Source organism: Mesorhizobium sp. M7A.F.Ca.US.008.03.1.1, assembly GCF_003997495.1.
Taxonomy (GTDB): Bacteria; Pseudomonadota; Alphaproteobacteria; order Rhizobiales; family Rhizobiaceae; genus Mesorhizobium.
Map to the genome: position 1 here is coordinate 61310 of NZ_RZRU01000009.1, position 25671 is coordinate 86980.

Below are 25671 nucleotides of genomic sequence, written 5' to 3' on the forward strand. Positions count from 1 at the left end.
CCCCTCAGGAACCTTCGAACACCAGCGATACATTGCCTCCCGCATGGCGCTCGAGGCGGCCGGCGAGGTCGAGTTCCAGCAGCACCATGAAGACCTGGGCTGGGTGCAGGCCGGTATGGCGGATGATCTCGTCGACCGACACTGGCGTTGGGCCGAGCGCCTCGATGACGCGGGTGCGGTCGCTTTCGCCGGGCGGTGGCGTGGCCAAGAAGTCGGGCGGCTCTTCGAATGGTGGCACGTCGGGCGCCCGCATGCCGGTCAGCGGGGCGATAGCCCGCGAAATGTCCGAGGCCTCGGTGACCAGGGTGGCGCCATCCTTGAGCAGGCCGTTGGTGCCGGCGGCACGTGGATCGAGCGGTGAGCCCGGTACGGCGAAGACCAGCCGGCCCATTTCGCCGGCAAGCCTGGCGCTGATCAGGGATCCCGAGCGTTGCGCTGCCTCGACCACCACCAGCCCAAGGACCGCACCCGCAACAAGACGGTTGCGGCGCGGGAAATCCTGCGCGCGCGGCTGCCAGCCGAACGGCATCTCCGAAACGATGGCGCCGCGCTCGGCAATCTCGTCGCACAGGCCGGCATTTTCAGGCGGGTAGGGCAGGTCGAGGCCCCCGGCCAGCACGCCGATCGTGCCGGTCGCCAGACTGCCCTGATGCGCCGCTGTGTCGATGCCGCGCGCCAGCCCGGAGACGATTGCGTAGCCGTCGCGGCCAAGATCCGCCGCCAGCATGCGCGCCATCTTGATGCCGGCCAGCGATGCGTTACGCGCGCCGACGATGGCGACGCCCGGCAGCCGGAAGACAGCGGCATTGCCTTTGACCGCCAGCAGCGGCGGCGGATGGTCCATGTTGCGCAAGAGCTGGGGATAGTCTGTTTCACCGATGCCGACAAAGCGTGCGCCAGCCTTTCGGGCTGCTTCCAGTTCGGCCTCGGCTTCGGCGACCGAAGGGATGCGGGCGATCCGGCGGGCGCCGCCCGAAATCATCAGTTCCGGCAGCATTTCGAGCGCCACCTCGGCCGAACCGAAACGGTTGATCAGGTCGCGAAAGGAGGCGGGGCCGACATTCTGGGTGCGGATCAGCCGAAGCCAGTTCAGCCGCTGCCGGTCGCTGAGGCGCGGCCCGGCGGCCGGCTCGCTCACCGCGGTGGCGCGATCGCTCACCTCGGTGGCGCGCTCGCTCACCCCTTGGCTCCGATCTTGCCCTCGGTGCCGGCAAGCAGGCGCGAAATGTTTTCCCGGTGCTTGATGAAAACGATGATGCTCATCACCACGAACAGGGCCGCATTCTGCGGTGTGCTCAGGACATAGAGAACGATCGGCACGATGACGGCTGCCGTCAGCGCCGCCAGCGAGGAGTAACGGAACAGGAAAGCCATCACCAGCCAGACGACGGCGAAGATCAGCGCCACCTGCCAGGCAAGGCCGATCAGCACCCCGAGATAGGTTGCGACGCCCTTGCCGCCCTTGAACCCGAGCCAGACCGGGAAGAGATGGCCGAGAAAGGCCCCGAGACCGGCCGAGATCGCCAGGTCAGGCGCGAAATGGCCTGCTATCAGCACGGCGGCCGTGCCCTTCAGCGCATCGAGCAGCAGCGTCGCGGCGGCAAGGCCTTTGTTGCCGGTGCGCAGAACATTGGTGGCGCCGATATTGCCGGAGCCGATCTTGCGTACATCGCCAAGCCCGGCGGCGCGGGTGAGCAGGAGCCCAAAAGGAATCGAGCCCAGGAGATAGCCAAACACGAGCGCTGGGATGAGGCTGTAAGTCATTGGTTCCCCTGCATTTCCCCTGACGGACCGGCGTCAGGCGCGATGCGCGGTGGCCGGCTCAGACGGAGAACACTGTGCGGCCCGCAACCAGCGTTTGCAAGACCTTGCCTTGCAGTCGCGCGCCTTCGAAACAGGTGTTTTTCGAGCGCGAACGAATGCCGCTTTCGCTGACGATCCAGGGTTCGTCGAGGTCGACAAGCGCAAGATCGGCGACAGCGCCGGGCTTCAGCGTGCCGCCGGGCAGTCCGAACAGTTTTGCGGGAGCGGTGGACAAGGTCTCGATCAGCCGGAGCAACGGCACATCGCCATTGTGGTAGAGCCGCAATGCGGCGCCCAGAAGCGTCTCCAACCCGACGGCGCCAGCCGCCGCATCGGCGAAGGGCAGGCGCTTGGTGTCGACGTCCTGCGGATCGTGCGAGGAGACAATGATGTCAATCGTGCCGTCCCTGACCGCCTCGATCATCGCGAGCCGATCTTCCTCGGCGCGCAAAGGCGGCGTCAGGCGGAAGAAGGTGCGGTATTCGCCGACGTCGTTTTCATTGAGCGACAGATTGTGGATCGCGACGCCTGATGTGACGGCCGCACCATCTGACTTCGCACGCGTGACGGCGTTTGCCGCCATCGCCGTCGAGATCTTTGCCGCGTGGTACGAACCGCGCGTGAGCCGCGCCAGCGCAAGGTCGCGCTCCAGCGGGATGGATTCGGCTTCACGCGGAATGCCGGAAAGGCCGAGCCAGCTTGCGTAGAGCCCCTCGTTCATCACGCCGGATGAACCGAGGTCCGCATCCTGCGTCTCATGCACGATGGTGGCGCCGAAGTCGCGCGCATAGGTCAGCGCGCGGCGCATCACCAGCGCACTCGATATGGTGTGGCGGCCATCGGTGAAGGCGACAGCGCCGGCTTCGCGCAGCAGGCCGAACTCGGTCATCTCGCGCCCGTCGAGGCCCTTGGTGATCGCCGCAGCCGGAAAGACATTGACGATCGCCGTGTCCTTGGCGGTGCGCAGCACGAATTCGACCAGCGCGACATTGTCGATCACCGGGTCGGTGTCGGGCATCATGACGAGGGAGGTGACGCCGCCGGCCGCCGCCGCGACACTTGCCGATGCGATGGTCTCGCGGTGCTCGCCGCCCGGCTCGCCGATGAAGACGCGGCCGTCGATCAGGCCTGGAATGATCGCCTTGCCGGCGCAGTCGATGACGGTTGCGCCCTCGGGGACGCCCTGGTTCAGCGCTGCCTTGCCGGCGGCAACGATCTCGCGGCCATCGACGATGACAGCGCCGATCTCGTCAACGCCGCGCGAGGGGTCGACAATGCGAGCGCGCTCAAAGACCGTCGTGCTCATCACGCAACCTCGCGATTGCGACGGGGGTCGAGCAGCGCTTCCATGACCGCCATGCGCACGGCGACGCCCATCTCGACCTGTTCCTGGATGGCGCTTTGAGGACCGTCGGCGATTTCCGAGGCGATCTCGACGCCGCGGTTCATCGGCCCGGGATGCATCACCAGCGCGTCGTCCTTGGCCGCCTTCAGCTTCTCGGCATCGAGGCCGAAATAACGGAAATATTCGCGCACCGAAGGCACGAAGGCGCCTTCCATCCGCTCGCGCTGCAGGCGCAGCATCATCACCACATCGGCGCCCTTGAGACCCTCGGCCATCGAGCGGGTGACGATGACGCCCATCTTCTCGATGCCGGTGGGCAGCAGCGTCGACGGCGCGACGACGCGCACCTGCGCGCCGAGCGCGTTGAGCAGCATGATGTTGGAACGCGCCACGCGCGAATGCAGGATGTCGCCACAGATGGCGACGATGAGCTTCGACAGCGGACCCTTGGCGCGGCGGATGGTCAGCGCGTCGAGCAGCGCCTGTGTCGGGTGTTCATGCGCGCCGTCGCCGGCATTGACGACAGAGCAACCGACCTTCTGCGCCAGAAGGGCTGCCGCACCGGCCGATTGGTGGCGGATGATCAGAATGTCGGGGCGCATCGCGTTCAGCGTCATCGCCGTGTCGATGAGCGTTTCGCCCTTCTTCACCGAGGAACTCGCAACCGACATGTTCATGACATCGGCGCCAAGCCGCTTTCCGGCCAACTCGAACGACGACTGCGTGCGCGTCGATGCCTCATAGAAGAGGTTGATCTGGGTGCGGCCGCGCAGCGTCGAGGTTTTTTTCTCTGACTGCCGCGAGATCGCGACCGCTCGATCCGCCCTGTCGAGCAACAGCTCGATGTCGGCGGGAGAAAGATCGCGGATGCCCAGAAGATGGCGGTGAGGGTAGGGGGACGAAGCGTCGGTCATCTCAAGGCGCTGCTATAGGGTGGAGACTTTGCGGCTGCAAGCGCCAGCTTTGCATTGGAGCCGTTCTCCTCTATTTTTTCGCGTAGATGGCCGATTAAATCGGCCGGTATTTTCGTCGCGCGCGCTGCATGGCTTGGCTATATCTAGCCGACAGCCTCGGATTCGTGGCTTTCTGACGATAGAAGGATTGGGCGTGACCGACGACGTGACGAACCAGCCGCCGCCGCTGACGGGCGGCAACGCCTGGCGGGGCGATCCGTTGCTGATCCAGCTCGCGGAGCGTTTTTCCGAGCCGGTGCGCAAGGAACTCGACGGTCTCGGCCGTTTCGTGCTGACACAGGAGGCGCAGGAACTGGCGCGCCTCGCCAATGTCGAGACGCCGAAGCTGAGGACCCATGATCGCCAGGGACGGCGCATCGACGTGGTCGAGTTCCATCCCGCCTATCACGCCTTGATGCGCCGCTCGGTGGCCAACGGGCTGCATTCCTCGGTGTGGGAGAACGGCGACACCGAGATCGGCCGCCGCCATCAGGTCCGTGCCGCCCGGTTTTATCTGACGGCTGAGCTCGAGACTGGGCATCTGTGCCCCATCACCATGACCAACGCTTCGCTCGCCGCCCTGATGGCCAGCCCAAAGCTGTTTCGCGAATGGGCGCCGCGCGTGACGACGCGCAAATATGACCAGAGCCAGAAGCCGCCCGTCGAGAAGACCGGGCTGACGCTCGGCATGGGCATGACGGAGAAACAAGGCGGCACCGATGTGCGCGCCAATGTGACGAGGGCGGAACGCGCCGGCAGCGGTTTTTATCGGTTGACCGGGCACAAATGGTTCATGTCGGCGCCGATGTCGGATGCCTTCCTGGTGCTGGCGCAGGCGCCGGAGGGGCTGTCGTGCTTCCTCGTGCCGCGCGTTCTCGGTGACGGCTCGGGCAACGGTTTCCGCTTCCAGCGGCTGAAGGACAAGCTCGGCAACCGATCCAACGCATCCTCCGAAGTCGAATTCGTCAATGCCATCGGCGAGATGGTCGGCGAACCCGGTGCCGGTGTGAAGACGATCATGGACATGGTCACCCTGACCCGGCTCGATTGTGCCATCGCATCGTCGGCGATCATGCGCGCGGGCCTCGCCGAGGCCGTTCATCACGCCCGCCATCGTCAGGTGTTCGGTTCAACCCTGATCGAGCAGCCGTTGATGCAGCGCGTGCTGGCCGACATGGCGCTCGATGTCGCCGCCGCCACCGCGCTGTCGTTCCGGCTGGCGCGCTCCTTCGACGAGGCGGCCAGCGATCGCGGCGAGGCGGCGTTTGCCCGCGCCATGACGCCGGTCGTCAAATACTGGGTCTGCAAGATCGCCCCCCCGCTGCTCTATGAGGCGATGGAGTGCCTCGGTGGCAATGGCTATGTAGAGGAGGCGCCACTCGCCCGCTACTATCGCGAGGCGCCGGTGAACGCGATCTGGGAAGGCTCGGGCAATGTCATGGCGCTCGACGTGCTGCGCGTTCTTGGCCGCGCGCCCGGCCTGTTCGAGGATGTGCTGGCCGGCATCGACCGTGATCTCGGCGCCGGCGGACGCGGCACGATCGGCGTTCTGAAGGCGGCGATGCAGGTCGCTTCAACCGACGAAGGTTCGGCCCGCCTGCTGACCGAGCAACTGGCACTGTCGGCTGCGGCAGCGGAGTTGCGCCGGCTGGGGGCAGGGCGGATCGCCGACGCTTTCGTCGAGACGCGATTGGCCGGTCAGTGGCGCAACACCTATGGCATGCTCGATTCGCGCCACGATGCGCGCATGATCATTGACACGCTCTATCCGCCGGTGAATTGAGCCGCGATCGTCGCAAAAACCGGCGCCATCCACAGCTTTGAGGCGTTGGTGGGTACCCTCACGCGTATGGCTAATCGCCGTTAACCTTAACAAATGGTTTCCGTTGCAGCGACGAGCGGCAAAGCCCACTGTCCTGGCGAAGCAGGGAATGGCTCAAATTGGTCGTCCCTTGCTTGGCGAAGCAGGAACACCGATGCGACAGGTACTAACCTCTTTTCTGGCCTTGCACTGGGCGATCGTTTTCGCCCTGCTTGCGCTCATCTGCATCGACGGAAACCGTGGTGTGGCGGCGGCGCTGGGCGTGCTGGGTGCCACTATCGAGGGTACCCGCTTCATCGACCTCGACAACGTCGTTGTCGTGGCGCCGCTAGCCACCGCATTGCTTGTCGTCGCGGTTCTGTTTTTCTGGGCCTTTGTCGAAGCCCTGGTCAACGACGCGACCAGCGCGGGCGCCGACAGCGTTGCCCGCATCGCCTTCATCTGCGCGTCCGGCGTGTTGTCGCTGATCGTCATCGGTGGCACCGCACAAGGCATCAACGGGCTGTTCATGGCTGTCGCCGTGCAGCTGACAGCACTTCTGGCGTCCTATGTCGCCATGCTTGCCGAACGGCGATCCGTGGTTGCGACAGCGGCTTCGGGCGAAGGCGAGATCCATGCCATCGCGCACGGCATGGCAAAAGCCGCAGCCCACAATTCTCTGCTTTCACTTATATCAGGCCGAACGGTGTCCAAGACCGGCTCCCATCCCAGGGGAGGCCGCTGATGCGCTACATCTTCGGATTCTGGGCGGCGCCGATGGCGATTTTCTGGGGCTGGTTCTATCTGTCGGCCAATGACATCAATTTCGGCTACACGATGCTCAGCCGACAGATGCACGACTTCTTCTTCCAGCTGTATGGTCAGATGCTCGGCATCGACCCGGCGATCATCCCCGGCATGGTGGCGAAGACGTGTGTCTTCGACGGGTTTCTGCTGATGGCGCTTTGGGCCTTCCGCCGTCGCCGCGAAATCGCCGGCTGGGTCAGACAGCGCTCGGCGGGTCGGGTTCCGTTCGAGCGGATGCGTGGAGCGACTGAAGCCGGTCCAAAACTCCCTGCAGAATAAACGCGGCTGCCGCCGAATCGATCTTGCCGGCGCGCTTGCGGCGCGAGAAATCCATCTCGATCAGCGTCCTTTCGGCCGCGACCGTCGATAGTCTTTCATCCCAGAGCACGAACGGCAGGTCGCTCATCTGTGCCATGTTGCGGACGAAGGCGCGCGATTTCTGCGCACGCGGACCTTCCGAGCCGTCCATGTTGATCGGCAGCCCAATCACCACCGCGCCGGCATTCTCTTTCTGCAGCAAGGCGAGCAGCACCGCCGCATCGAGCGAGAATTTCCTTCGCATGATGACCGGACGCGGATGGGCGAAGGAAAACCTCTGGTCCGAGACCGCGACGCCGATCGTCTTGTCGCCGAGGTCAAGCCCCGCCAGCGTCTTGCCGCCGGTTAGCCGCGCCGGCAATTCCTCGATCGTGATAATCCCCACCGGCCGTCCTTCGTCCTTTCACCACCACGTGTTTTGTCAAACGCGTGGCGGACACAGTAACCCTTTGATCTCGGGGCCATCGGCGTTCTATCCTTTGGCAAGCCAAAAATCGAGGAATGCATTCATGAAACTGACCTGGTACGGCCACTCGGCCTTTCGCATCGAAACGGCCGACGCCAAGATCCTCGTCGACCCCTATCTGATCGGCAATCCGTCCTGGACGGGCGGCTGGGAGGGACCGGCCGAGGGGATCACGCACGTGCTGCTGACGCATGGCCACAGCGACCACATCAGCGGCGCGCTGGAAGTGCTCGGCAAAAGCGGCGCGCAGCTGGTCGCCAATTTCGAGATCTGCATGTATCTGGTTGGCAAGGGCGTCAGCGACAAGAAGATCAACCCGGGCAATATCGGCGGCACCGTCGATTGCGGCAGCTTCACCACCACTTTCGTCCAGGCGCTGCACTCATCCTCGTTCCCGGGCGAGGGCGGCCAGAACACCTATCTCGGCAATCCGGGCGGCCTCGTCCTGCATTTCCCGGACGACAAAACGCTCTATCACATGGGCGACACCGACATCTTTTCCGACATGGCGCTGATCAACGAGTTGCATGAACCGAAGGTCGGCCTGGTGCCGATCGGCGACCGCTTCACCATGGGCGGCGCGGTGGCGGCACTTGCCTGCCGCCGCTTCTTCAAGTTCGACACCGTGGTTCCCTGTCACTTCGGCACGTTTCCGATGATCGACCCGACCGCCGACAAGTTCGAGGCCGGCATGGAAGGGTCCGGCGTAAAGGTGGCATTGCCTGGCATCGGTGAGACGATTACGATCTAGGCGCGGCTAAAGTGAAATAAAACCATGGCTTTAAGGCAATCTCTTTGTGTATCGATGCTGGTCGCGGCGTCGCCCGCGCTCGCCGCGGATGATTTCATCGAAGGCGTCTACTTGCAGTCCGAAGAGCTTTGCAAACAGGCCAAAAAGGACACGCTGCAAACGCTGATCGACGCCGGCAACATCGTGCTTTCGGCGCACGGCCTGCAGAGCGTCGAATACAATTGCGAGTTTCTGCAAATCAGCAAGGCGACGGCTTCGCCGAGCTGGGCGGTGACGGCCATCTGCCAGGAACCGGGCTATGTCTTCCCGGATGTCCTCTCGGTGACGCAAATGAACGCGAAGCAGATCGATCTCGTGTCGGTCCGGCGCGTCGACGACGAAAGCGAAGCAAGCGGCAACAGCGGCAGCTACTATCTATGCGAAGGCGTTGCCCTGCCATAGACAGCACCCTGTAGACCACTGACCGAAGAGCCGGCCGCCAACACGGCCTGCCGCACGATGCATGTTGCGCAGCGCGCGCGGCGCCGCTATAGCCCGAACTGGTTTTCCCCGAGGCAAAAACATGTCCGTAGATCTTCAGACAGTGAAGCGCGTCGCGCATCTCGCCCGCATCGCGGTGAGCGAAGAAGATGCCGAACGGATGACCGGCGAGCTGAACGCCATTCTGGGCTTCGTCGAACAGCTGAACGAGGTGGATGTTTCCGGCGTCGAACCAATGACCTCAGTGACGCCGATGGAGATGAAGAAGCGCAGGGATGTTGTCACCGAGGGCGGCAAGGCAGCCGACATCGTCGCCAACGCGCCGGCGACCGAAGAGAATTTCTTCCTCGTGCCGAAGGTCGTGGAGTAAAACGGCCGATGGCAATCGACATCGCCATTGAAACGCCATTGCAGGACGACGTGCGCGGTCTGGTCAAGGAACTCAACGAGACCTTGCTCGAACTGACGCCGCCGGAGCATTGCTACCATTTGACGGTCGAGCAGATGGCCGGTGTGGATACGACTGTTTTCATCGCCCGCGACAATGGCATGGCCATCGGCTGCGGCGCGCTGAAGCGCCATGATGGCGCCATCGGCGAGGTCAAGCGCATGTACACGCGGCCTTCGCATCGTGGCCGCAAGATTGGCGCTAGCATCGTCGAGCGGGTCGAGGCGCTGGCGCGAAATGAGGGGCTGAAGCGTCTGGTGCTGGAGACGGGCGATCGTCATCCCGCGGCGTGGACAGTCTATGAACGTGCCGGGTTCTCGCGCTGCGGCCCGGTGCTGGATTATCCCGATTCCGAGTGGTCGGTGTTTTACGAAAAGAGCCTTTGATGAGCGACCTGACCCAGCTGACGATTTCACAGGCCCGCACCAAGCTGCGTGGCAAGGAAATCACCGCGACCGAGATCACCGAGGCCTACCTCTCGGCCATCGATCGCGCCAATCCCGCGCTCAATGCCTATGTCGCTGTGACCGGCGACAAGGCGCGCGACATGGCCAAGGCGTCCGACGCAAGGCTGGTCAAGGGCGAGGGCGGTGCGCTGGAAGGCATCCCGCTCGGGATCAAGGACCTGTTCGGCACCGAAGGCGTCCATACGCAGGCCTGCAGTCATGTGCTCGACGGGTTCAAGCCGCGCTACGAATCGACCGTTACGTCAAATCTGTGGGCCGACGGCGCCGTTATGCTCGGCAAGCTCAACATGGACGAGTTCGCCATGGGCTCGTCCAACGAGACGTCCTACTATGGCCCGGTCATCAATCCGTGGCGGCGTTCGCGCGTCGACACGGTGGTGATGCCGACGACGCATCAGGGCGACGGCGGCTTCGTCTCGTCCGGTGGCATCAGGACCGCGCGCAGCCTCGACAATGCGCAGCTGGTGCCGGGCGGTTCTTCCGGCGGTTCGGCAACCGCAGTCTCCGCCTTCCTGTGTGCCGGCGCGACCGCGACGGATACCGGCGGTTCGATCCGCCAGCCCGCCGCCTTCACCGGCACGGTCGGCATCAAGCCGACCTATGGCCGCTGCTCGCGTTGGGGCATCGTCGCCTTCGCTTCGTCGCTCGATCAGGCCGGACCGATCGCGCGGGACGTGCGCGACGCCGCGATCTTGCTGAAGTCGATGGCCTCCGTCGATCCGAAGGACACGACGTCGGTCGACCGGCCGGTGCCGGATTATGAGGCGGTGATCGGCAAGCCGATCAAGGGCATGAAGGTAGGCATTCCCAGAGAGTACCGCGTCGACGGCATGCCCGAAGAGATCGAGGCGCTGTGGCAGAAGGGCATTGCCTGGCTGAAAGACGCCGGCGCCGAGATCGTCGACATTTCCCTGCCGCATACCAAATATGCGCTGCCGGCCTACTATATCGTGGCGCCGGCCGAGGCTTCGTCCAACCTCGCCCGCTACGATGGCGTCCGTTACGGATTGCGCGTGCCGGGCAAGGATATCGTCGACATGTATGAGAAGACCCGTGCCGCCGGTTTCGGCCGCGAGGTCAAGCGCCGTATCATGATCGGCACCTATGTGCTGTCGGCCGGCTACTACGACGCCTACTATCTGCAGGCGCAGAAGGTGCGCAATCTGATCAAGCGGGATTTCGAGACGGTCTTCGCCTCCGGCGTCGACGTCATCCTGACCCCGGCAACGCCGTCCGCCGCCTTCGGCGTTGCCGATGAGGACATGGCAGCCGATCCGGTCAAGATGTACCTGAACGACATCTTCACGGTCACCGTGAACATGGCCGGCCTGCCGGGCATTGCCGTGCCCGCCGGGCTCGACGCCAAGGGCCTGCCGCTCGGCCTGCAACTGATCGGCCGGCCGTTCGATGAGGAAACCCTGTTCCAGACCGCTGCCGTCATCGAGCAGGCCGCGGGCACCTTCCAGCCGGAGAAGTGGTGGTAGCATGCCGCCCCCGTCTCGCATTTCCATCGTCGAGACGGGAGACGAACTGCTGATAACCAACCCACCACGCACGTCGGATTTCAGGACGGCCTTCGCCCTGATTGGGGCCGGGATCGTTGCCTACACCGGCTACATGGGATTGACCGACACGTCGCCCGCAACCGTCGCCAGCGGCACTCTCGGACTGCTGTCGTTCACGGCGATCATTGCCCTCTTCACCTATTTCCTCGGCAAGGATTTCATCTGGCTGGTATTCGGCAAGGAAACCCTGCGGCTAACCAACGCCGCAGCCGTGCGCGACGTCAGGGGGGGTGCGAAATCGTTCGTCATTGCCTTTGAAAGGGCACCTTGAGGCCGAAATCCTCGACCATACCTATCCAACGGATGAAGCGGGTCTGTCGGAAGTCATCAGGTTGACCAACACCAACGGCGTCCTTGTTTTCGGCAGGGAGTTGAGTCGGCCCGAGGCCGAGGCTGTGACGAGTGCCGTCGAGCACTTCATCGATCGCCAGAATTCGAGTCGACGATAAGGCAGCCAATGTTCTTCTACCTTTCAAAGATATTCTGGTTCTTCATCCAGCCGCTCAACCTGGCGATCTTCCTGCTGCTGGCGGGACTGCTTTCAGCCATGATCGGCCGCCGGCGGCTGGCGGCCACCGGGAGCGTGCTGGCATTTCTGGTCCTTGCGCTGTCAGCCTGGACGTCGCTCGGCGCCATGATGCTCAATCCGCTCGAAGAGCGCTTCGCCCGCCCGCCGCTGCCGGAAAAAGTCGACGGCATCATCGTGCTCGGCGGCGGCTTCGAGGGCGCCATCAATCTGGTGCGCGGCGGCTATGAGTTGAACAGCAGCGGCGATCGGATGGTCGAGACCGCGATTCTCGCCCGGCGCTTTCCCACCGCCAAGGTGGTCGTGTCCGGCGGCACCGGCGCGTTGTTTCTTGATGGCGAGGGCGATGCGGCAACCGCGCCGCGCCTGCTCACCGCGCTTGGCGTGGCCGCCGATCGTCTGATCCTGGAGAACAAGTCCCGCAACACCTATGAGAACGCGGTCTTCTCCAAGGAGTTGGTAACGCCGAAGCCCGGCGAGACCTGGCTGCTGGTCACCTCGGCCTTCCATATGCCGCGCGCCAAGGCGCTGTTCGACAAGGCCGGCTTTGCGACGGTTCCCTGGCCGGTCGACTATCGCACCTCGGGCAAAGAAGGCATTGGCCTGTTCCGCGACAATCCAGCCGATTCGCTGCAGGCCACCAGCATGGCCATCCGCGAATGGATCGGGCTTTTTGCCTACTGGCTGTCAGGCCGGATCGATCAGCCTTTTCCGGGCGGCTGACCGATCACCGCCTGCCTGGCGGCCGAGAAGAACTGGCGCCGCACCAGCACGGCCAGCAGCAACAGCGTCGACAACACGAACACCATGGGGTCGACGAACCAGCCAAGATAACCGATCGAGAAGAACACGCCGCGCAGGCCGGAATTGAAGTGCTTTCCGGCGAGCATGTTCATCTGTGCAGCCCGCCACACCGCCGTTTCGGTGACCGGATTGCGTGAGGCTTCGCCATGCGGGATCGGCACGGCGCCGATCAGGATCGTGCAATAGTTGAACAGCCGGTATGCCCAGCCGAATTTGAAGAACGAAAACGCCAGGATCAGCACCAGTCCGAACACCTTTATCTGAAAGGCCGCGCGCGACGGCGCGCCACCCAGGGGCAGGTCGCTGAGCACTTCAAGAACCCGGTCGGACGCGCCGAGCAGGGCAAAGCAGCCGCCGATGGCGATCAGCGAGCTGGAGGCGAAGAAGGCGGTGCCTTGCTGCAGCCCGCTCATGATGGCGGTGTCGACGATGCGGATCTCGCGCTCGGCCATGGTCCGCATCCAGGCTTGCCGCTGTGCATTCATCGCCGTCGTCAGCGACACGCGGCTGACCAGCTTGCCGTCGGAGGCAAACGTGTGCAGCAGCCACGCGACGAGAAAGAAGGCCAGCGCCGCGAGATCGGCTGTCGAAAGATCGAGGGAATCGCCCATGGCCTGAATTTATCACATTCAGCGCGATCGCTTCGATGTCCGCATACAGCGATCGTACCAATGTCGCTGCCGGAGCAAACAAGGTCGGCGGGTGCAGCGCCGCGATTTCCAAAAGAGCGGAAACATCGTGGGAATTCCTATATATAGTCCTCGCCCTGACTCCAGGAGACTACGCCGCGTGTTCCTTTCGGTTTTCGACCTGTTCAAGATCGGCATCGGACCGTCGAGTTCTCATACGATGGGGCCGATGACCGCTGCGGCGCGGTTTCTCGACGAGGTCGCGGGAAATGACTGGCCGCGCCCGGCGGGTGTGAAGGTCGACCGGCTTGGCGCCAGCCTGCACGGATCGCTCGCCTACACCGGCATCGGCCACGGCAGTGATCGGGCCGTCATGCTCGGCCTTGCCGGCCTTACGCCGCAGACGGTCGATCCCGACCAGGCCGATGGCATTGCCAGCCGCATCGCCGCCGAAAAGCGCATTTCGCCGGCCGGCCATCCCGCCTATCGCTTCGATCCGGCCACCGACCTCGTGCTGGACCGCAAGACGCCGCTCACCGGCCACGCCAACGGCATGGCGTTCTACGCCTATGATGCCGGCGGCCGCCTGCTGCTCAAGCGCATCTATTATTCGATCGGCGGCGGCTTCGTGGTTTCGGAAGAAGAACTGCAGCGGATGAAAGCCAAGGGATCGGTAACGACAGAAGGCAAGAAAGTGCCTTATCCGTTCAAGAATGCGGTCGAGATGCTGGCCATGGCCGGCAAAAGCGGTCTTTCCATCGCCGACATGAAACGCGTCAACGAGGAGACGCAGATGACGCGCGAGGAGCTCGACGCCGGCCTCGACGGCATCTGGAGCGCCATGAAAGGCTGCATCGACCGAGGCCTGTCGCAGGACGGCATCATGCCGGGCGGGTTGAAGGTGCGCCGCCGTGCCCGCATGCTGCACGACAAGCTGCAGGAGCAATGGCAGCAGAACAAGCCCAATCCCTTGCTCGCCAATGACTGGCTGTCGATCTACGCCATGGCGGTGAACGAGGAAAACGCCGCCGGTGGCCGGGTCGTCACAGCGCCGACTAACGGTGCGGCCGGCACGCTGCCGGCGGTGCTGCGCTACTGGCTGCATTTCCATCCCGAAGCGGACCAGCCGAGCATTCGTGATTTCCTGCTGACGGCTGCTGCCGTCGGCGGCATCATCAAGACCAATGCTTCGATCTCCGGCGCCGAGGTCGGCTGTCAGGGCGAGGTCGGGTCGGCATCGGCGATGGCGGCGGCCGGCCTGTGCGCCGTCATGGGCGGCACGCCCGAGCAGGTCGAGAATGCCGCCGAGATCGCGCTCGAACATCATCTCGGCATGACCTGCGATCCGGTTGGCGGGCTGGTTCAGGTGCCTTGCATCGAGCGCAATGCGCTGGGTGCGGTCAAGGCGGTGACGGCGGCATCATTGGCCATCAAGGGCGACGGCACCCATTTCGTACCACTCGACGCGGCGATCGAGACCATGCGCCAGACCGGCCTCGACATGAACGAGAAGTACAAGGAAACCAGCCTTGGCGGGCTCGCCGTCAATGTCGTGGAATGCTGAAGGCTGGCCTAAACCGCCACTGTGGAGAAGTCGATCCGGTCGTTGACGCGTCCGCGTGCGGGACTAACCTTAAGCGATGTCTCTCAATCTCATAAAACTCTGTGTCGGCTGCGACAGCGTCGAGGATCTCGAAGATTGGATCGCCTTCCGCCTCGACGAGCGGCGGCGCGCCGGTGAGCCGGTCGAGCAGTATCACACCACCCGCATGATGCCGACGCGCGGCGCCGAGGTCACCGATGGCGGTTCGCTCTATTGGGTGATCAAAGGCAATGTGCAGTGCCGCCAACTGATCACCGAGATCCGGCCGTTCACCGACAGTGAGGGCATCGGCCGCTGTCACCTGATTCTCGACCCCGAGATTGTTCGAACCGACTGGCAGCCGCGCCGGGCATTTCAGGGCTGGCGCTATCTGAAACCGGCTGACGCGCCGCTCGATCTCGGCAAGGGCAAGGCCGGACTGATCGAGATGCCGCCGAAACTCAGGCGCGAGCTTGCCGATCTCGGCCTGCTCTGACCCCAGGTGGCATCACCGTCTGGCCCTTCGTGCCACCCGATGTGGGGCTTGCAAGCGATGTAACAACGCCACATCTTGCTTTCATGAGCGACAAGAAGCAGCCCGTGCCCGCGAGGGCCAATCCTGCGCCGATCAAGCCTCAATCCAACGCCGGCGAGATCGACGCCTTCATTCGTCAGGCGAAGACACTTGCCGCGTCGGCGACCGGTTCGGGCAGGCTGATTCTTGCCGTCGACGCGACGATGAGCCGCCAGCCGACATGGGATCTGGCCTGCACGCTGCAGGGCCAGATGTTCGACGCCGTCGGCAAGGCCGGAACCCTCAGCGTGCAACTGGTTTATTTTCGCGGTCTCGGCGAGTGCCGTTCGTCCGCTTTCGTGAGCGACACCAATGCCTTGAAGCAGCTGATGACGCGGATCGAATGCCGCAGCGGTCACACCCAGATCGGCAAGGTGCTGGCGCATGCGCTGAAACAGACGGCGGCCGCCAAGGTCAATGCGTTGGTCTATATCGGCGATGCGATGGAAGAGAATATCGACGATCTGGCCGTAAAGGCCGGCAGCCTCGGTCTGCATGGCGTTCCTGTCTTCGTCTTTCAGGAAGGCCATAATTCTAGCGCGGAAAAGGCGTTCAAGGAGGTTGCGCGGCTGTCCAAAGGGGCATGGTTCCGATTTGATCGGCGGGCTGCCGCGACCCTGGCAGGACTGCTTTCGGCCGTCGCCGTGTTTGCGACCGGCGGGTTGAAGGCCCTCGAAGCCAGGGGCAGGCCGGAAGACCGGCTGATGATCGAGCATCTGCGGGGCGGCGGAAAATAATGGGCGCAACCATCGCTCTTGTCGCGTTGCTGCTGCTGCTTCTTGGCGCGGTGACGATCTTTCTGCGCGCCGAGCCAGCGAAACTGGCGGGCACGCTGCGAACGCTCGGGCCGGCTCTTCTGGCAGTTGTCGGCGTCGCCGTGCTTGTGGTCGGCCGTGAAGGCGTCGGCGGCATAATCCTCACTGCGGCAATCGCCTGGTATGGGTCCATGCGCATGAAACGCCAGCCGGCCGGGCTGGCACCGGGCAAACGTTCGACGGTGCGCACAGCGGCATTGGAAATGGAGCTTGATCACGATACCGGCGGCCTCGAAGGACTGGTCCTGGCTGGCCGCCACGAAGGCAAGATGCTTGGTGCAATGGGGCTGACGGAGTTGCAGCATCTCTACCGGGAACTCTCCGGCGATCCGGAGAGCCGGCAGCTGCTAGAGACGTATCTTGACGGCAGATTTCCCGTCTGGCGCAAAAACACTGAGACGAACGGTGGCGAAGGGCTGGGTGTTGCGCCAGGTTCGGGCGCCATGACTAAGGAGGAGGCCTACAAGGTCCTTGGTCTTGAAGCGGGGGCCGCCGCGGCGGATGTCCGCAAGGCGCACCGCCGCCTGATGCAGCGCCTGCACCCCGATATCGGCGGCACGTCTTTCCTGGCGGCGCGGATTAACGAAGCCAAGGACGTCTTGCTCTCCAATCACAACTAGTCTCCTTCGATGCAGAACTTTTCCGGGAGATGACTTCCACGCCGTCCTATTGCTGGACGGCGTAGCACTCGATGTTCTTCTTCTTCAAAGCGGTGCAGGCCTTCCAGGCCGCGGTCTTCGAACCGAAGCCGCCGAAGCGGGCGCGGTAGTAGGTGACGCCGTCCTTATCGAAGGCGACGGTGAAGCCGGACGCGTCGGCCAGCACCTTGGGTGCCTGCTTGGTGGTCTTGTCGAGGAAGGCCTGGGCCTCGGCCTGCTTTGGCGACGAGGCGACCTGAATGGCCCAGCCCGACGGCACAGACGCCGTATTGACCGGGTCGACGGCCGCTGGCGTTGGCTCGGCGTAGGCAGCGACGACCTGGGCAGTGGCGACCTGGGGGGCGGACACGATCACGGTCTTGACCTTCCTGGTCTTGACGACAGGCGCTGTCTCCTCGACAGCATCTGTTGTCTGCTCGTCGGCCGCGGCGTCCGTGGCCGTCGGATCGTCGTTGGACGCCACGGCATCGTCTTCGACCATCGGCTTGTCGTCCGGCGTCGGCGCGTCATGCTTGGGCAGCAGCACCTTGGCAAGGGCTGTGATCGGGTTGTTGCCGCCGGCCTTGGCCACAAGGTCGCCACCGCCACGCGTCGAAGCCCTCGGCAGATAGGTGTTGATCAAGCTGGCCATCTGATTGTCGCGGCTGCCGCCGGAGGTGCCGCCCATGACCACGCCGACGATGCGGCGATTGCCGTCGGAAACCGACGAGACGAGGTTGAAGCCGGAAGCGCGGGTGTATCCCGTCTTGATGCCGTCGACACCCTTGATGCGTCCGAGCAGGCGATTGTGGCCGTTGATGCGCTGGCGTCCATAGAGAAAGGAGCGCTGCGAGAAATAGCCGTAATACTGGGGAAAATGCTCGCGCAGCGCGATGCCGAGCGTCGCCATGTCGCGCGCGGTGGTGAACTGGCCGGGGTCGGGCAGGCCATTGGCGTTGCGGAACACGGTGCCGTTCATGCCCAGCGCACGCGCCTTGGCGGTCATCATGCGGGCAAAGGTGGTTTCATTGCCGCCGAGCATTTCGCCGAGCGCGGTGGCCGAGTCATTCGCCGACTTGGTGACGATCGACAGGATCGCGGTCTCGACCGTGACCGAACCGCCCGGCTTCACGCCAAGTTTCGTCGGCGCCTCGGCGGAGGCCTTGGCGGAAAACACCACTGGCGTGTTCCGGCTGATCTTGCCCTTCGCCATCGCTTCGAAGGTCAGGTACAGCGTCATCATCTTGGTCAGCGAAGCCGGATAGCGCCTGCCGTTGGCATCTGCGGAGTAAAGCACCTTGCCAGTCTTGGCATCCACGACGATGGCCGCCTGCCTGGCCGCCAGCGACGAGGCGACGTCGCCAAAAACGAATGTCATCGCCAAGGCGATGATCATCATCGTTTTGAGAGGGGAGGTGGATTTGGAAACGATGCCCAACAACGCCTTACGCACTGGTACTTCCCTTGGATTTCTTCGTTGCGTTGGAGGCGGCAAAGGGTCCTGCCTCGCTTCCGGTCAAGCTACCGGCGCAGCGTTACCAATCCGTTTATGGTAACCGCCGCGTTCACCATTTTCTTCGGGCTTGAAGCTCTCTTTATTCGATTTTTAGCCTTTGGCTGCGCAGGCGGGTCCGCAAGCCCGCGAAATCTTGACTTTTGTGCGGCGCACAATATATTACCTTGCATTGCACAAGGGCGCCCCGAAGAAGGACGTCTCAACCGTCAAGGGAATCGTGAAATGACCCAGACCTATGAGGACTTCAGCAAATACGGCAAAGAGTTCGCCGACACCGGATTGAAGAGCTTCGCGTCGCTCTCCAAGGGCGCACAGGCGATAGCTACCGAGGCTGGTGAATACACCAAGAAGAGTTTTGAAACCGGCAGCGCCACTGTGGAGAAGCTGTTTTCAGCCAAGTCGCTGGAAAAGGCGATCGAGATCCAGTCGGACTATGCCAAGCAGTCCTATGAGGCGTTCGTCGCCGAGGCCACCAAGATGGGCGATCTCTATGCCGAACTCGCCAAGGAAGCTTACAAGCCATTCGAATCGATCGTTGCCAAGGCGAAGTAATTTCGCCCGGGCGAGCTAATTTCGCCTGACGTGACCCGGATTGAGCCTTTGAACCCGAGAAAAAGCCCGGCCGTGGAAACGCGGCCGGGCTTTTTCGTGTCAATTTCCGTTCCAGAGCCTCGCGCCCCTTCACGATTGCGAAAATCGTCCAAGTTTGGTGACCTAGCCATATTGTCAGCTAACCAGAAGGGCTTAAAATCGTACATCGAACACCTACATGTCGAACTCGCATGGGGAATCGAAAGAGGCAGGAATACGTGACGATCGGTTTGACTGCCACGAGACGAGTGGTGCGGATGCAAGACGGCGACGGTAACGGCAATGGGGCCGGCCGTGGGACGGCCGTCATCACGCGCACCAAAACCAAGACCAAGAAGCCCAGCCTTTATCGGGTCCTCATCCTCAACGACGACTACACTCCGATGGAGTTCGTGGTTCACGTGCTGGAGCGTTTTTTCCAGAAGGATCGCGAAGCCGCCACACGCATCATGCTTCATGTTCACAATCATGGAGTGGGCGAGTGCGGGGTCTATACATTCGAGGTGGCCGAGACCAAAGTGTCCCAGGTCATGGATTTCGCCCGACAGAATCAGCATCCGCTGCAATGCGTGATGGAGAAGAAGTGAGGTAACATGCCGGCTTTCTCCCAAGGCCTGGAAAAGGCGCTTCACCAGGCGCTGACGCTCGCCAATGAGCGGCACCATGAATATGCAACCCTAGAACATCTGCTGCTCGCGCTCATCGACGACACGGAGGCGGCCGCCGTCATGCGCGCCTGCAATGTCGATCTCGATGAGCTCAAGCATACGGTTCTCACCTATATCGACACCGAGCTCGATAACCTCGTCACCGGTTACGACGAGGACTCCAAGCCGACGGCCGGTTTCCAGCGCGTCATCCAGCGCGCGGTGATCCATGTACAGTCGTCTGGCCGCGAGGAAGTGTCGGGCGCCAACGTACTCGTTGCCATCTTCGCCGAGCGCGAGAGCCATGCCGCCTATTTCCTGCAGGAACAGCAGATGACCCGCTACGATGCGGTCAACTACATCTCGCACGGTATTGCCAAGCGTCCGGGCGCGTCGGAGACACGCTCGCCGCGCGGCGCTGACGACGAGCAGGGCGGCCAGAACGGCGCCGAGCCGCAAGAGGAAGGCGGCAAGAAGAAGCAGCAGCAGGACGCGCTGACAGCTTATTGCGTCAATCTCAACAACAAGGCCAAGGCCGGCAAGATCGACCCGCTGATCGGCCGCGAGTCCGAGATCAACCGCACCATCCAAGTGCTGTGCCGCCGCTCCAAGAACAACCCGCTCTATGTCGGTGACCCCGGCGTCGGCAAGACGGCGATCGCCGAGGGCCTGGCCAAGCGCATTGTCGAGGGCGACGTTCCCGAAGTGCTGCACAATGCCACCATCTTCGCGCTCGACATGGGCACGCTGCTCGCCGGCACGCGCTATCGCGGCGATTTCGAGGAACGGCTGAAGCAGGTCGTCAAGGAGCTCGAGGATTATCCTGGCGCCGTGCTCTTCATCGATGAGATCCACACGGTCATCGGGGCAGGGGCTACATCAGGCGGCGCCATGGATGCGTCCAACCTGTTGAAGCCGGCGCTGTCGTCGGGTGCGATCCGCTGCATCGGCTCGACCACCTACAAGGAATTCCGCCAGTTCTTCGAGAAGGACCGTGCATTGGTGCGGCGCTTCCAGAAGATCGACGTCAACGAGCCGACCATCGAGGACGCCATCGAGATCATGAAGGGCCTCAAGCCCTATTATGAGGAGTTCCACAAGGTGAAGTTCACCAACGAGGCGATCAAGGCCTCGGTGGAGCTGTCGGCGCGCTACATCAACGACCGCAAGCTGCCGGACAAGGCGATCGACGTGATCGACGAGACCGGTGCCTCGCAGATGCTGGTGCCGGAAGCCAAGCGCAAGAAGACCATCGGCATCAAGGAGATCGAGGCGACGATCGCCACCATGGCCCGCATCCCGCCGAAGACGGTTTCGGCCGACGACGAGAAGGTGCTGCAGGGCCTCGATATCGAGCTGAAGCGCGTCGTCTATGGCCAGGACACCGCGATCACCGCGCTGACCTCGGCGATCAAGCTGGCGCGTGCCGGCCTGCGCGAACCGGAGAAGCCGATCGGCTCCTACCTGTTCTCGGGCCCGACCGGCGTCGGCAAGACCGAAGTGGCCAAGCAGTTGGCAGCGTCGCTCGGCGTCGAGCTGATCCGCTTCGACATGTCGGAATATATGGAACGCCACACCGTCTCGCGGCTGATCGGTGCTCCTCCCGGTTATGTCGGCTTCGACCAGGGCGGTCTTTTGACCGACGGCGTCGACCAGCATCCGCACTGCGTGCTGTTGCTGGACGAAGTCGAGAAGGCGCATCCGGACCTGTTCAACATCCTGTTGCAGGTTATGGACCATGGCAAGCTGACCGACCATAACGGCAAGCAGATCGATTTCCGCAATGTGATCCTGATCATGACCACCAATGCGGGTGCGTCGGACGCGCAACGCGCGGCGATCGGCTTCGGCTCGACCAAGCGCGAAGGCGACGATGTCGAGGCGATCAACCGGCTGTTCACGCCGGAGTTCCGCAACCGTCTCGATGCGATCATCCCGTTCGGCTCGCTGCCGGTGCCGGTTATCCATCAGGTGGTGCAGAAGTTCGTCATGCAGTTGGAGGCCCAGCTTTCCGAGCGTGGCGTCACCTTCGATCTGTCGGCGGATGCGATCGCCTGGCTCGCCGACAAGGGCTATGATGAGCGCATGGGAGCGCGGCCGCTTGGCCGTGTGATCCAGGAGCACATCAAGAAGCCGTTGGCCGACGAGGTGCTGTTCGGCAAGCTCAAGAAGGGCGGCACGGTGCGTGTCACCGTCGAGAAGAAGGAAACCGGCGAAACCGGCCTGAAGCTCGAATCGCTCGCCGACGAGGCGCCGGTGAAGCCGAAAAAGGAAGAGCCGGAAGAAACGCCGAAGCCCAGAAAGGCTGTCGCGAAGAAGCCCGCGGCCAAGAAGCTGGTGGCGCAGAAGCCCGAAGCCAAGGGCAAGGACGGCGGCAAGCGCAGCCTGGTGCCGCAACTGCCCCGAAAGAACTGAGCTTTACGAAAGTCAAAAAAGCCCCGGAGACGGGGCTTTTTTATTGGAGCGAGGAACACATGGCCGGGCAGATCATCGTCCTGAACGGTGCGCCGCGATCGGGAAAGACAAGCATCGCCAGAGCTGTTCAGAAGCTCTTCGATGGCGTCTGGATCAATCTCGGCGTCGACGTTTACGAGCAGGCCACGCCGGCACGCTATCGGCCTGGAATTGGGTTGCGCCCGGGTGGCGAGCGTCCGGATCTCGAAAGCGTCGTGCCCGGACTATACGCAGCGCTATACGAATCTATAGCCGCTCACAGCCGGCTGGGGCTGAATGTCGTTGCGGATGTCGGGCCACCACGATGCCTATTCGAAACCCCTCAACTGCCTGGTCGATTGCGCCCGCCGTCTCGCCGGCCTGCCGGTGCTGCTTGTCGGCGTTCGCTGCCCGATCGAAATCATCATGGAGAGGCGAGCCGCCAGGGCGGCGGACAAGGGATATGTGACCGCCTCGCCTGACGATCCCGCGCCATTGCCCGTGCGTCTGTGGCAGGAAGAGGTGCACCGCCCAGGCGTGTACGATCTGGAAGTCGACACTTCGCTTCTGAGCCCAGAGCAATGCGCGGATACGATCCGCCGGCGGCTGGAGCAAGGCATCGCACGACCTAGTGCAATCGAGCAACTGACCGATATGTCGGCCAGCTAATTGCTGCGTCAGCTTTGCAGCGCCGCCCGTATCTTTTTTGCGTTCTCGGCCAAGATTTCAGGCTTCTCCATCCCGCCCGTGTGCGGCTTCAGGGGAACGCCGTCGAAGCGCGGGATGACATGCACATGCAGATGATAGACGGTCTGCCCCGAGGCCGGCTCATTGAACTGCATGACGGTGACGCCATCGGCGCCGAAGGCCTTTTTCACCGCCAGCGCCACTTTCTGAACGACGCTCAAGAGATGGCCGAAAATTGACGGGTCGGCGTCGAGCAGGTTGCGCGACAGCGCTTTCGGCACCACCAGCGTATGGCCGGGCCCCTGCGGCATCACATCCATGAAGGCGATGACCGCGTCGTCCTCGTAGATGCGGTGCGAGGGAATTTCGCCGCGCAGGATCTTGGCGAAAATGTTGTCGGTATCGTAGGCGGCCTCAGTCATGGCGAACGCTCCGGATTGTGCCTTTCGTGTAGCGAAGGCGTCGAAATTCGGCAAGATGATCGTCGCCCCCCATCAGGCCAGCCGGCCGCTACTCTTCAATATCCTTGCGGAACGGGGTGTGCTCTTCCAGGTATTCGCTCATCCGCTCCACCTCTTGCCGTTCGCGCCTGAGATAGTCGGCAACGGCGTTGCGCAAGCCCGGATGGGCAATGTAGTGCGCGGAATGCATGGTCACCGGCCGATAGCCGCGCGCCAGCTTGTGCTCGCCCTGCGCGCCCGCCTCGACCACCTTCAGCTTGCGCTCGATGGCGAAGTCGATCGCCTGATGGTAGCAGACCTCGAAATGCAGGAAGGGATGGTCTTCGATGCAGCCCCAGTTGCGGCCATAGAGTGCGTCGGAGCCGATGAAATTGATGGCGCCGGCGATATAGCGCCCATTGCGTTTGGCCATCACCAGCAGGATGTCGTCGGCCATGCGTTCGCCGATCAGCGAGAAGAATTGACGGTTGAGATAGGGCCGCCCCCATTTGCGGCTGCCGGTGTCCATGTAGAAGGCGAAGAAATCGTCCCAGGCCTTTTCGGTGAGGTTCTTGCCGGTCAGCCGGTCGATCGAAATGCCGTTGGCAAGCGCTTCGCGCCTTTCCTTCTTCATCGCCTTTCGCTTGCGCGAAGCTAGGGTGGCGAGGAAGTCGTCATAGGTTGAAAAGCCTTCGTTGAAGAAATGGAATTGCTGATCGGTGCGGTGCAGGAAACCGGCCGCTTCCAGCACCTCCACATCGCTCTCCTGCGCGAAGGTGACATGCGCGGAAGAGACACCTAGCTTTTGCGTCACCGCCTTCAGGCCCGCCGCGAGACCGGCCTTCACCCCGGCACTGTCCTCGCCCCTGGTGACCAGCAGGCGAGGGCCGGTGACCGGGGAGAACGGCACGGCACTTTGCAGTTTGGGATAATAACGGCCACCGGCGCGCTCGAACGCATCCGACCAGCCATGGTCGAACACATATTCGCCCTGGCTGTGCGATTTGAGATAACAGGGCACCGCGCCCAGCAATCTGCCTTGCCCATCCTCCAGCCTGAGGTGGTGGCCCTGCCAACCGGTGCGCCGCACGGCGCATCCAGAATCTTCGAGCGCGCTTAGAAAAGCGAAGGAAACCAAAGGATTGTAACTGGTTTCTACATCGCCGCGCGCGGTTCCGGCAAAGCCGTTCCATTCATCATAGGTGAAGGCGCCGATGCCGGCGGCGACGCGGATCGAATAGTCCGCATTGGCCGTTTGTCCGTCACCCTCGTCGCCCTGATCCATGAGGCTTATTTAAGCTCCGTCCGGCTTGGTACAAGTCACGTTTCAGACACTCAGGCGACTTTGACCAGATCGGGTTCGAACCCTTCGAACGTCATCTGGTCGGCATATCTGAAGGTCAGGTCGACCGCCGGCTGGTCATGCACCGTCCAGGTGATAACAGGCATTTTCAGCCTCTCACGCACGAAGCTGACAAATGGGTTTGGCAGGTCGCCGGCGGCGTAGGAGGTGAAGGCGATCTCATGCGCCAGCATGGCGAAATGCGCCTCGATCAGCTTGACGTCCTTGCCGTAGGCGGTGAGACCCCCTGGGATACCCGGCGCGTCCTTCGGAAAATCGCGGACCAGCCAATGGTCGAACGACATGATCGCCGCTTTGCCCTTGTATCGCTTGAGCATCTTGCCGACGCTTGCCACCAGGCCTTCGTCATAGCCGGGCGTGCCTTTCAACTCGACGACCAGCGGCACGCGGCCGTCGACCAGGTCGAGCGCTTCCTGCAGCGTCGGCACATGGTCCGCCGTGCCACCGACCCTGAGCGCCGCGAGTTCAGCTGCGGTACGCTGCCAGATGAAACCATCCTGGCCGGTCAGGCGCTTGAGATCGCCGTCATGGATGATGACGGGAACACGGTCGGACGACAGGTGCACGTCGCATTCGATGGCATAGCCGCGCTCGGCCGCCGCGGCGAAGGCCGACAGCGTGTTTTCCCAGCGAGTCTTATTCATGTCGTGGAAGCCGCGATGGGCGACGGGCCGGGCGGTCAGCCAGGATAGGTCGGTCATATCTGTCCCCTGGCTCATTCGACTTCGAAGATGGCTTCGATTTCCACTGCGGCATTAAGCGGCAGGCAGGCCGTGCCGACGGCGGAGCGTGCATGCTTGCCGCGCTCGCCAAGGGCCGCGACCAGGAAATCGGAGGCGCCGTTGGCAACCAGATGCTGCTCGCCGAACTCAGGTGTCGAGGCAACGAAAACGGTGATCTTCACCAGACGGCTAATCTTCTCGAGGTCGCCGAGTGCTGCCTTGGCCTGCGCCAGGATGTTGATCGCGCAGTATTTTGCCGCCTCCTTGCCGCCTGCGGTATCGAGATCGCGGCCTAGCTGCCCGCTAGCCTGTAGCTTGCCGTCCTTGAGCGGCAATTGCCCGGCAGTGAACAGCAAGTTGCCGGTCCTGCAATAGGGCACGTAGTTGGCGGCGGGCGCGGCGGCGACGGGAAGCGTCACACCCAGATCGCTTAGCCGCTTTTCGATTGTTTCACTCATGGTATTTCCCTATTGCTTGGTGACGCCGCGCCGGCCGGGCCG

Annotated in this window: 28 protein-coding genes and 1 pseudogene; 18 read left to right on the top strand and 11 right to left on the bottom strand. The window is 63.0% G+C overall.

Annotated elements, in window-relative coordinates:
* Positions 1-4: 4 nt before the first annotated feature.
* The 4 genes from dprA to EOA16_RS14460 are packed head-to-tail and all read right to left on the bottom strand — an operon-like array spanning position 5 to position 4062.
* Positions 5-1138 (bottom strand): DNA-processing protein DprA, encoded by a 1134-nt coding sequence (gene dprA / locus EOA16_RS14445; RefSeq protein WP_127259193.1) that lies wholly within the window; start codon positions 1136-1138, stop codon positions 5-7.
* A 38-nt stretch (positions 1139-1176) separates the two neighbouring features.
* The gene (gene plsY / locus EOA16_RS14450; RefSeq protein WP_127258939.1) at positions 1177-1764 is read right to left on the bottom strand and encodes a glycerol-3-phosphate 1-O-acyltransferase PlsY; all 588 of its coding nucleotides are present in this window, start codon (positions 1762-1764) and stop codon (positions 1177-1179) included.
* A gap of 58 nt (positions 1765-1822) precedes the next feature.
* Complete coding sequence (locus EOA16_RS14455; protein WP_127258941.1) at positions 1823-3109, bottom strand: dihydroorotase; 1287 nt, start codon at positions 3107-3109, stop codon at positions 1823-1825.
* The gene (locus EOA16_RS14460) at positions 3109-4062 is read right to left on the bottom strand and encodes an aspartate carbamoyltransferase catalytic subunit (protein ID WP_127258942.1); all 954 of its coding nucleotides are present in this window, start codon (positions 4060-4062) and stop codon (positions 3109-3111) included. The genes EOA16_RS14455 and EOA16_RS14460 overlap by 1 nt, the downstream gene beginning before the upstream one ends.
* Positions 4063-4255: 193 nt before the next feature.
* Here EOA16_RS14460 and EOA16_RS14465 point away from each other — a divergent pair, with 193 nt between their 5' ends.
* From EOA16_RS14465 to EOA16_RS14475, 3 genes are all read left to right on the top strand, one after another.
* Positions 4256-5884: a DNA alkylation response protein gene (locus EOA16_RS14465; RefSeq protein ID WP_127258944.1), complete on the top strand. Its 1629-nt coding sequence runs from the start codon at positions 4256-4258 to the stop codon at positions 5882-5884.
* Between the two features lie 193 nt (positions 5885-6077).
* Positions 6078-6647: a hypothetical protein gene (locus tag EOA16_RS14470; RefSeq protein ID WP_127258946.1), complete on the top strand. Its 570-nt coding sequence runs from the start codon at positions 6078-6080 to the stop codon at positions 6645-6647.
* On the top strand, positions 6647-6988 hold the full coding sequence (locus EOA16_RS14475; RefSeq protein ID WP_127258948.1) for a DUF6105 family protein: 342 nt from the start codon (positions 6647-6649) through the stop codon (positions 6986-6988). Before EOA16_RS14470 ends, EOA16_RS14475 begins: the two co-directional genes overlap by 1 nt.
* Here EOA16_RS14475 and ruvX read toward each other — a convergent pair.
* Positions 6906-7412, bottom strand: coding sequence for a Holliday junction resolvase RuvX (gene ruvX / locus EOA16_RS14480; protein ID WP_127258949.1), 507 nt, complete (start codon positions 7410-7412; stop codon positions 6906-6908). The genes EOA16_RS14475 and ruvX overlap by 83 nt on opposite strands.
* Before the next feature lie 124 nt (positions 7413-7536).
* Between ruvX and EOA16_RS14485 the strand changes: the two genes are divergently transcribed.
* The 7 genes from EOA16_RS14485 (at position 7537) to EOA16_RS14515 (ending at position 12453) form a co-directional block, all read left to right on the top strand.
* Complete coding sequence (locus tag EOA16_RS14485) at positions 7537-8244, top strand: metal-dependent hydrolase (protein WP_127258951.1); 708 nt, start codon at positions 7537-7539, stop codon at positions 8242-8244.
* A gap of 54 nt (positions 8245-8298) precedes the next feature.
* Positions 8299-8685 (top strand): hypothetical protein, encoded by a 387-nt coding sequence (locus tag EOA16_RS14490; RefSeq protein WP_164754268.1) that lies wholly within the window; start codon positions 8299-8301, stop codon positions 8683-8685.
* Between the two features lie 121 nt (positions 8686-8806).
* Positions 8807-9094, top strand: coding sequence for an Asp-tRNA(Asn)/Glu-tRNA(Gln) amidotransferase subunit GatC (gene gatC, locus EOA16_RS14495; protein WP_127258954.1), 288 nt, complete (start codon positions 8807-8809; stop codon positions 9092-9094).
* An 8-nt stretch (positions 9095-9102) separates the two neighbouring features.
* Complete coding sequence (locus EOA16_RS14500; RefSeq protein ID WP_127258956.1) at positions 9103-9558, top strand: GNAT family N-acetyltransferase; 456 nt, start codon at positions 9103-9105, stop codon at positions 9556-9558.
* On the top strand, positions 9558-11123 hold the full coding sequence (locus EOA16_RS14505; protein WP_127258958.1) for an amidase family protein: 1566 nt from the start codon (positions 9558-9560) through the stop codon (positions 11121-11123). Before EOA16_RS14500 ends, EOA16_RS14505 begins: the two co-directional genes overlap by 1 nt.
* Position 11124: 1 nt before the next feature.
* Positions 11125-11475 carry a hypothetical protein gene (locus tag EOA16_RS14510; RefSeq protein WP_245455926.1) on the top strand — a complete coding sequence of 117 codons (351 nt, stop codon included), beginning with the start codon at positions 11125-11127 and terminating at the stop codon, positions 11473-11475.
* A 186-nt stretch (positions 11476-11661) separates the two neighbouring features.
* Positions 11662-12453, top strand: a complete 792-nt coding sequence (locus EOA16_RS14515; RefSeq protein WP_127258959.1) for a YdcF family protein — start codon at positions 11662-11664, stop codon at positions 12451-12453.
* Here the strand turns inward: EOA16_RS14515 and EOA16_RS14520 are convergent.
* Positions 12432-13145 (bottom strand): DUF599 domain-containing protein, encoded by a 714-nt coding sequence (locus tag EOA16_RS14520; protein WP_013531782.1) that lies wholly within the window; start codon positions 13143-13145, stop codon positions 12432-12434. The two genes, EOA16_RS14515 and EOA16_RS14520, sit on opposite strands and share 22 nt — an antisense overlap.
* A 178-nt stretch (positions 13146-13323) precedes the next feature.
* Between EOA16_RS14520 and EOA16_RS14525 the strand changes: the two genes are divergently transcribed.
* The 4 genes from EOA16_RS14525 (at position 13324) to EOA16_RS14540 (ending at position 16754) form a co-directional block, all read left to right on the top strand.
* Positions 13324-14727, top strand: coding sequence for an L-serine ammonia-lyase (locus EOA16_RS14525; RefSeq protein ID WP_127258961.1), 1404 nt, complete (start codon positions 13324-13326; stop codon positions 14725-14727).
* A gap of 76 nt (positions 14728-14803) precedes the next feature.
* Positions 14804-15241, top strand: a complete 438-nt coding sequence (locus EOA16_RS14530) for a DUF1489 family protein (protein ID WP_127258963.1) — start codon at positions 14804-14806, stop codon at positions 15239-15241.
* 83 nt (positions 15242-15324) lie between these two features.
* A complete protein-coding gene (locus tag EOA16_RS14535; RefSeq protein WP_127258964.1) occupies positions 15325-16056 on the top strand; it encodes a VWA domain-containing protein in 732 nt (243 codons plus the stop codon).
* Positions 16056-16754, top strand: coding sequence for a DnaJ domain-containing protein (locus tag EOA16_RS14540; protein ID WP_127258966.1), 699 nt, complete (start codon positions 16056-16058; stop codon positions 16752-16754). The genes EOA16_RS14535 and EOA16_RS14540 overlap by 1 nt, the downstream gene beginning before the upstream one ends.
* A 46-nt stretch (positions 16755-16800) precedes the next feature.
* Here the strand turns inward: EOA16_RS14540 and EOA16_RS14545 are convergent, their stop codons facing one another.
* Positions 16801-18225: a D-alanyl-D-alanine carboxypeptidase gene (locus EOA16_RS14545; RefSeq protein WP_127258967.1), complete on the bottom strand. Its 1425-nt coding sequence runs from the start codon at positions 18223-18225 to the stop codon at positions 16801-16803.
* Positions 18226-18510: 285 nt separating this feature from the next.
* Between EOA16_RS14545 and EOA16_RS14550 the strand changes: the two genes are divergently transcribed.
* From EOA16_RS14550 to EOA16_RS14565, 4 genes and pseudogenes are all read left to right on the top strand, one after another.
* Positions 18511-18840: a phasin family protein gene (locus tag EOA16_RS14550; protein WP_127258969.1), complete on the top strand. Its 330-nt coding sequence runs from the start codon at positions 18511-18513 to the stop codon at positions 18838-18840.
* 296 nt (positions 18841-19136) lie between these two features.
* Entirely contained in the window at positions 19137-19466 is a 330-nt protein-coding gene (clpS, locus tag EOA16_RS14555) for an ATP-dependent Clp protease adapter ClpS (protein ID WP_023812950.1), read from the top strand.
* Positions 19467-19472: 6 nt separating this feature from the next.
* Positions 19473-21941 carry an ATP-dependent Clp protease ATP-binding subunit ClpA gene (gene clpA, locus EOA16_RS14560; RefSeq protein WP_127258970.1) on the top strand — a complete coding sequence of 823 codons (2469 nt, stop codon included), beginning with the start codon at positions 19473-19475 and terminating at the stop codon, positions 21939-21941.
* A gap of 59 nt (positions 21942-22000) precedes the next feature.
* Positions 22001-22628 (top strand): annotated as a pseudogene (locus tag EOA16_RS14565) (chloramphenicol phosphotransferase).
* Between the two features lie 8 nt (positions 22629-22636).
* Here the strand turns inward: EOA16_RS14565 and EOA16_RS14570 are convergent.
* The 4 genes from EOA16_RS14570 to EOA16_RS14585 form a co-directional block, all read right to left on the bottom strand.
* The gene (locus EOA16_RS14570; protein ID WP_127258972.1) at positions 22637-23068 is read right to left on the bottom strand and encodes an HIT family protein; all 432 of its coding nucleotides are present in this window, start codon (positions 23066-23068) and stop codon (positions 22637-22639) included.
* 88 nt (positions 23069-23156) lie between these two features.
* Complete coding sequence (locus EOA16_RS14575) at positions 23157-24371, bottom strand: GNAT family N-acetyltransferase (RefSeq protein WP_127258973.1); 1215 nt, start codon at positions 24369-24371, stop codon at positions 23157-23159.
* 50 nt (positions 24372-24421) lie between these two features.
* Positions 24422-25150 (bottom strand): glycerophosphodiester phosphodiesterase, encoded by a 729-nt coding sequence (locus EOA16_RS14580; RefSeq protein WP_127258975.1) that lies wholly within the window; start codon positions 25148-25150, stop codon positions 24422-24424.
* 14 nt (positions 25151-25164) lie between these two features.
* Positions 25165-25629, bottom strand: coding sequence for a RidA family protein (locus tag EOA16_RS14585; RefSeq protein ID WP_127258976.1), 465 nt, complete (start codon positions 25627-25629; stop codon positions 25165-25167).
* Positions 25630-25671 lie beyond the last annotated feature (42 nt).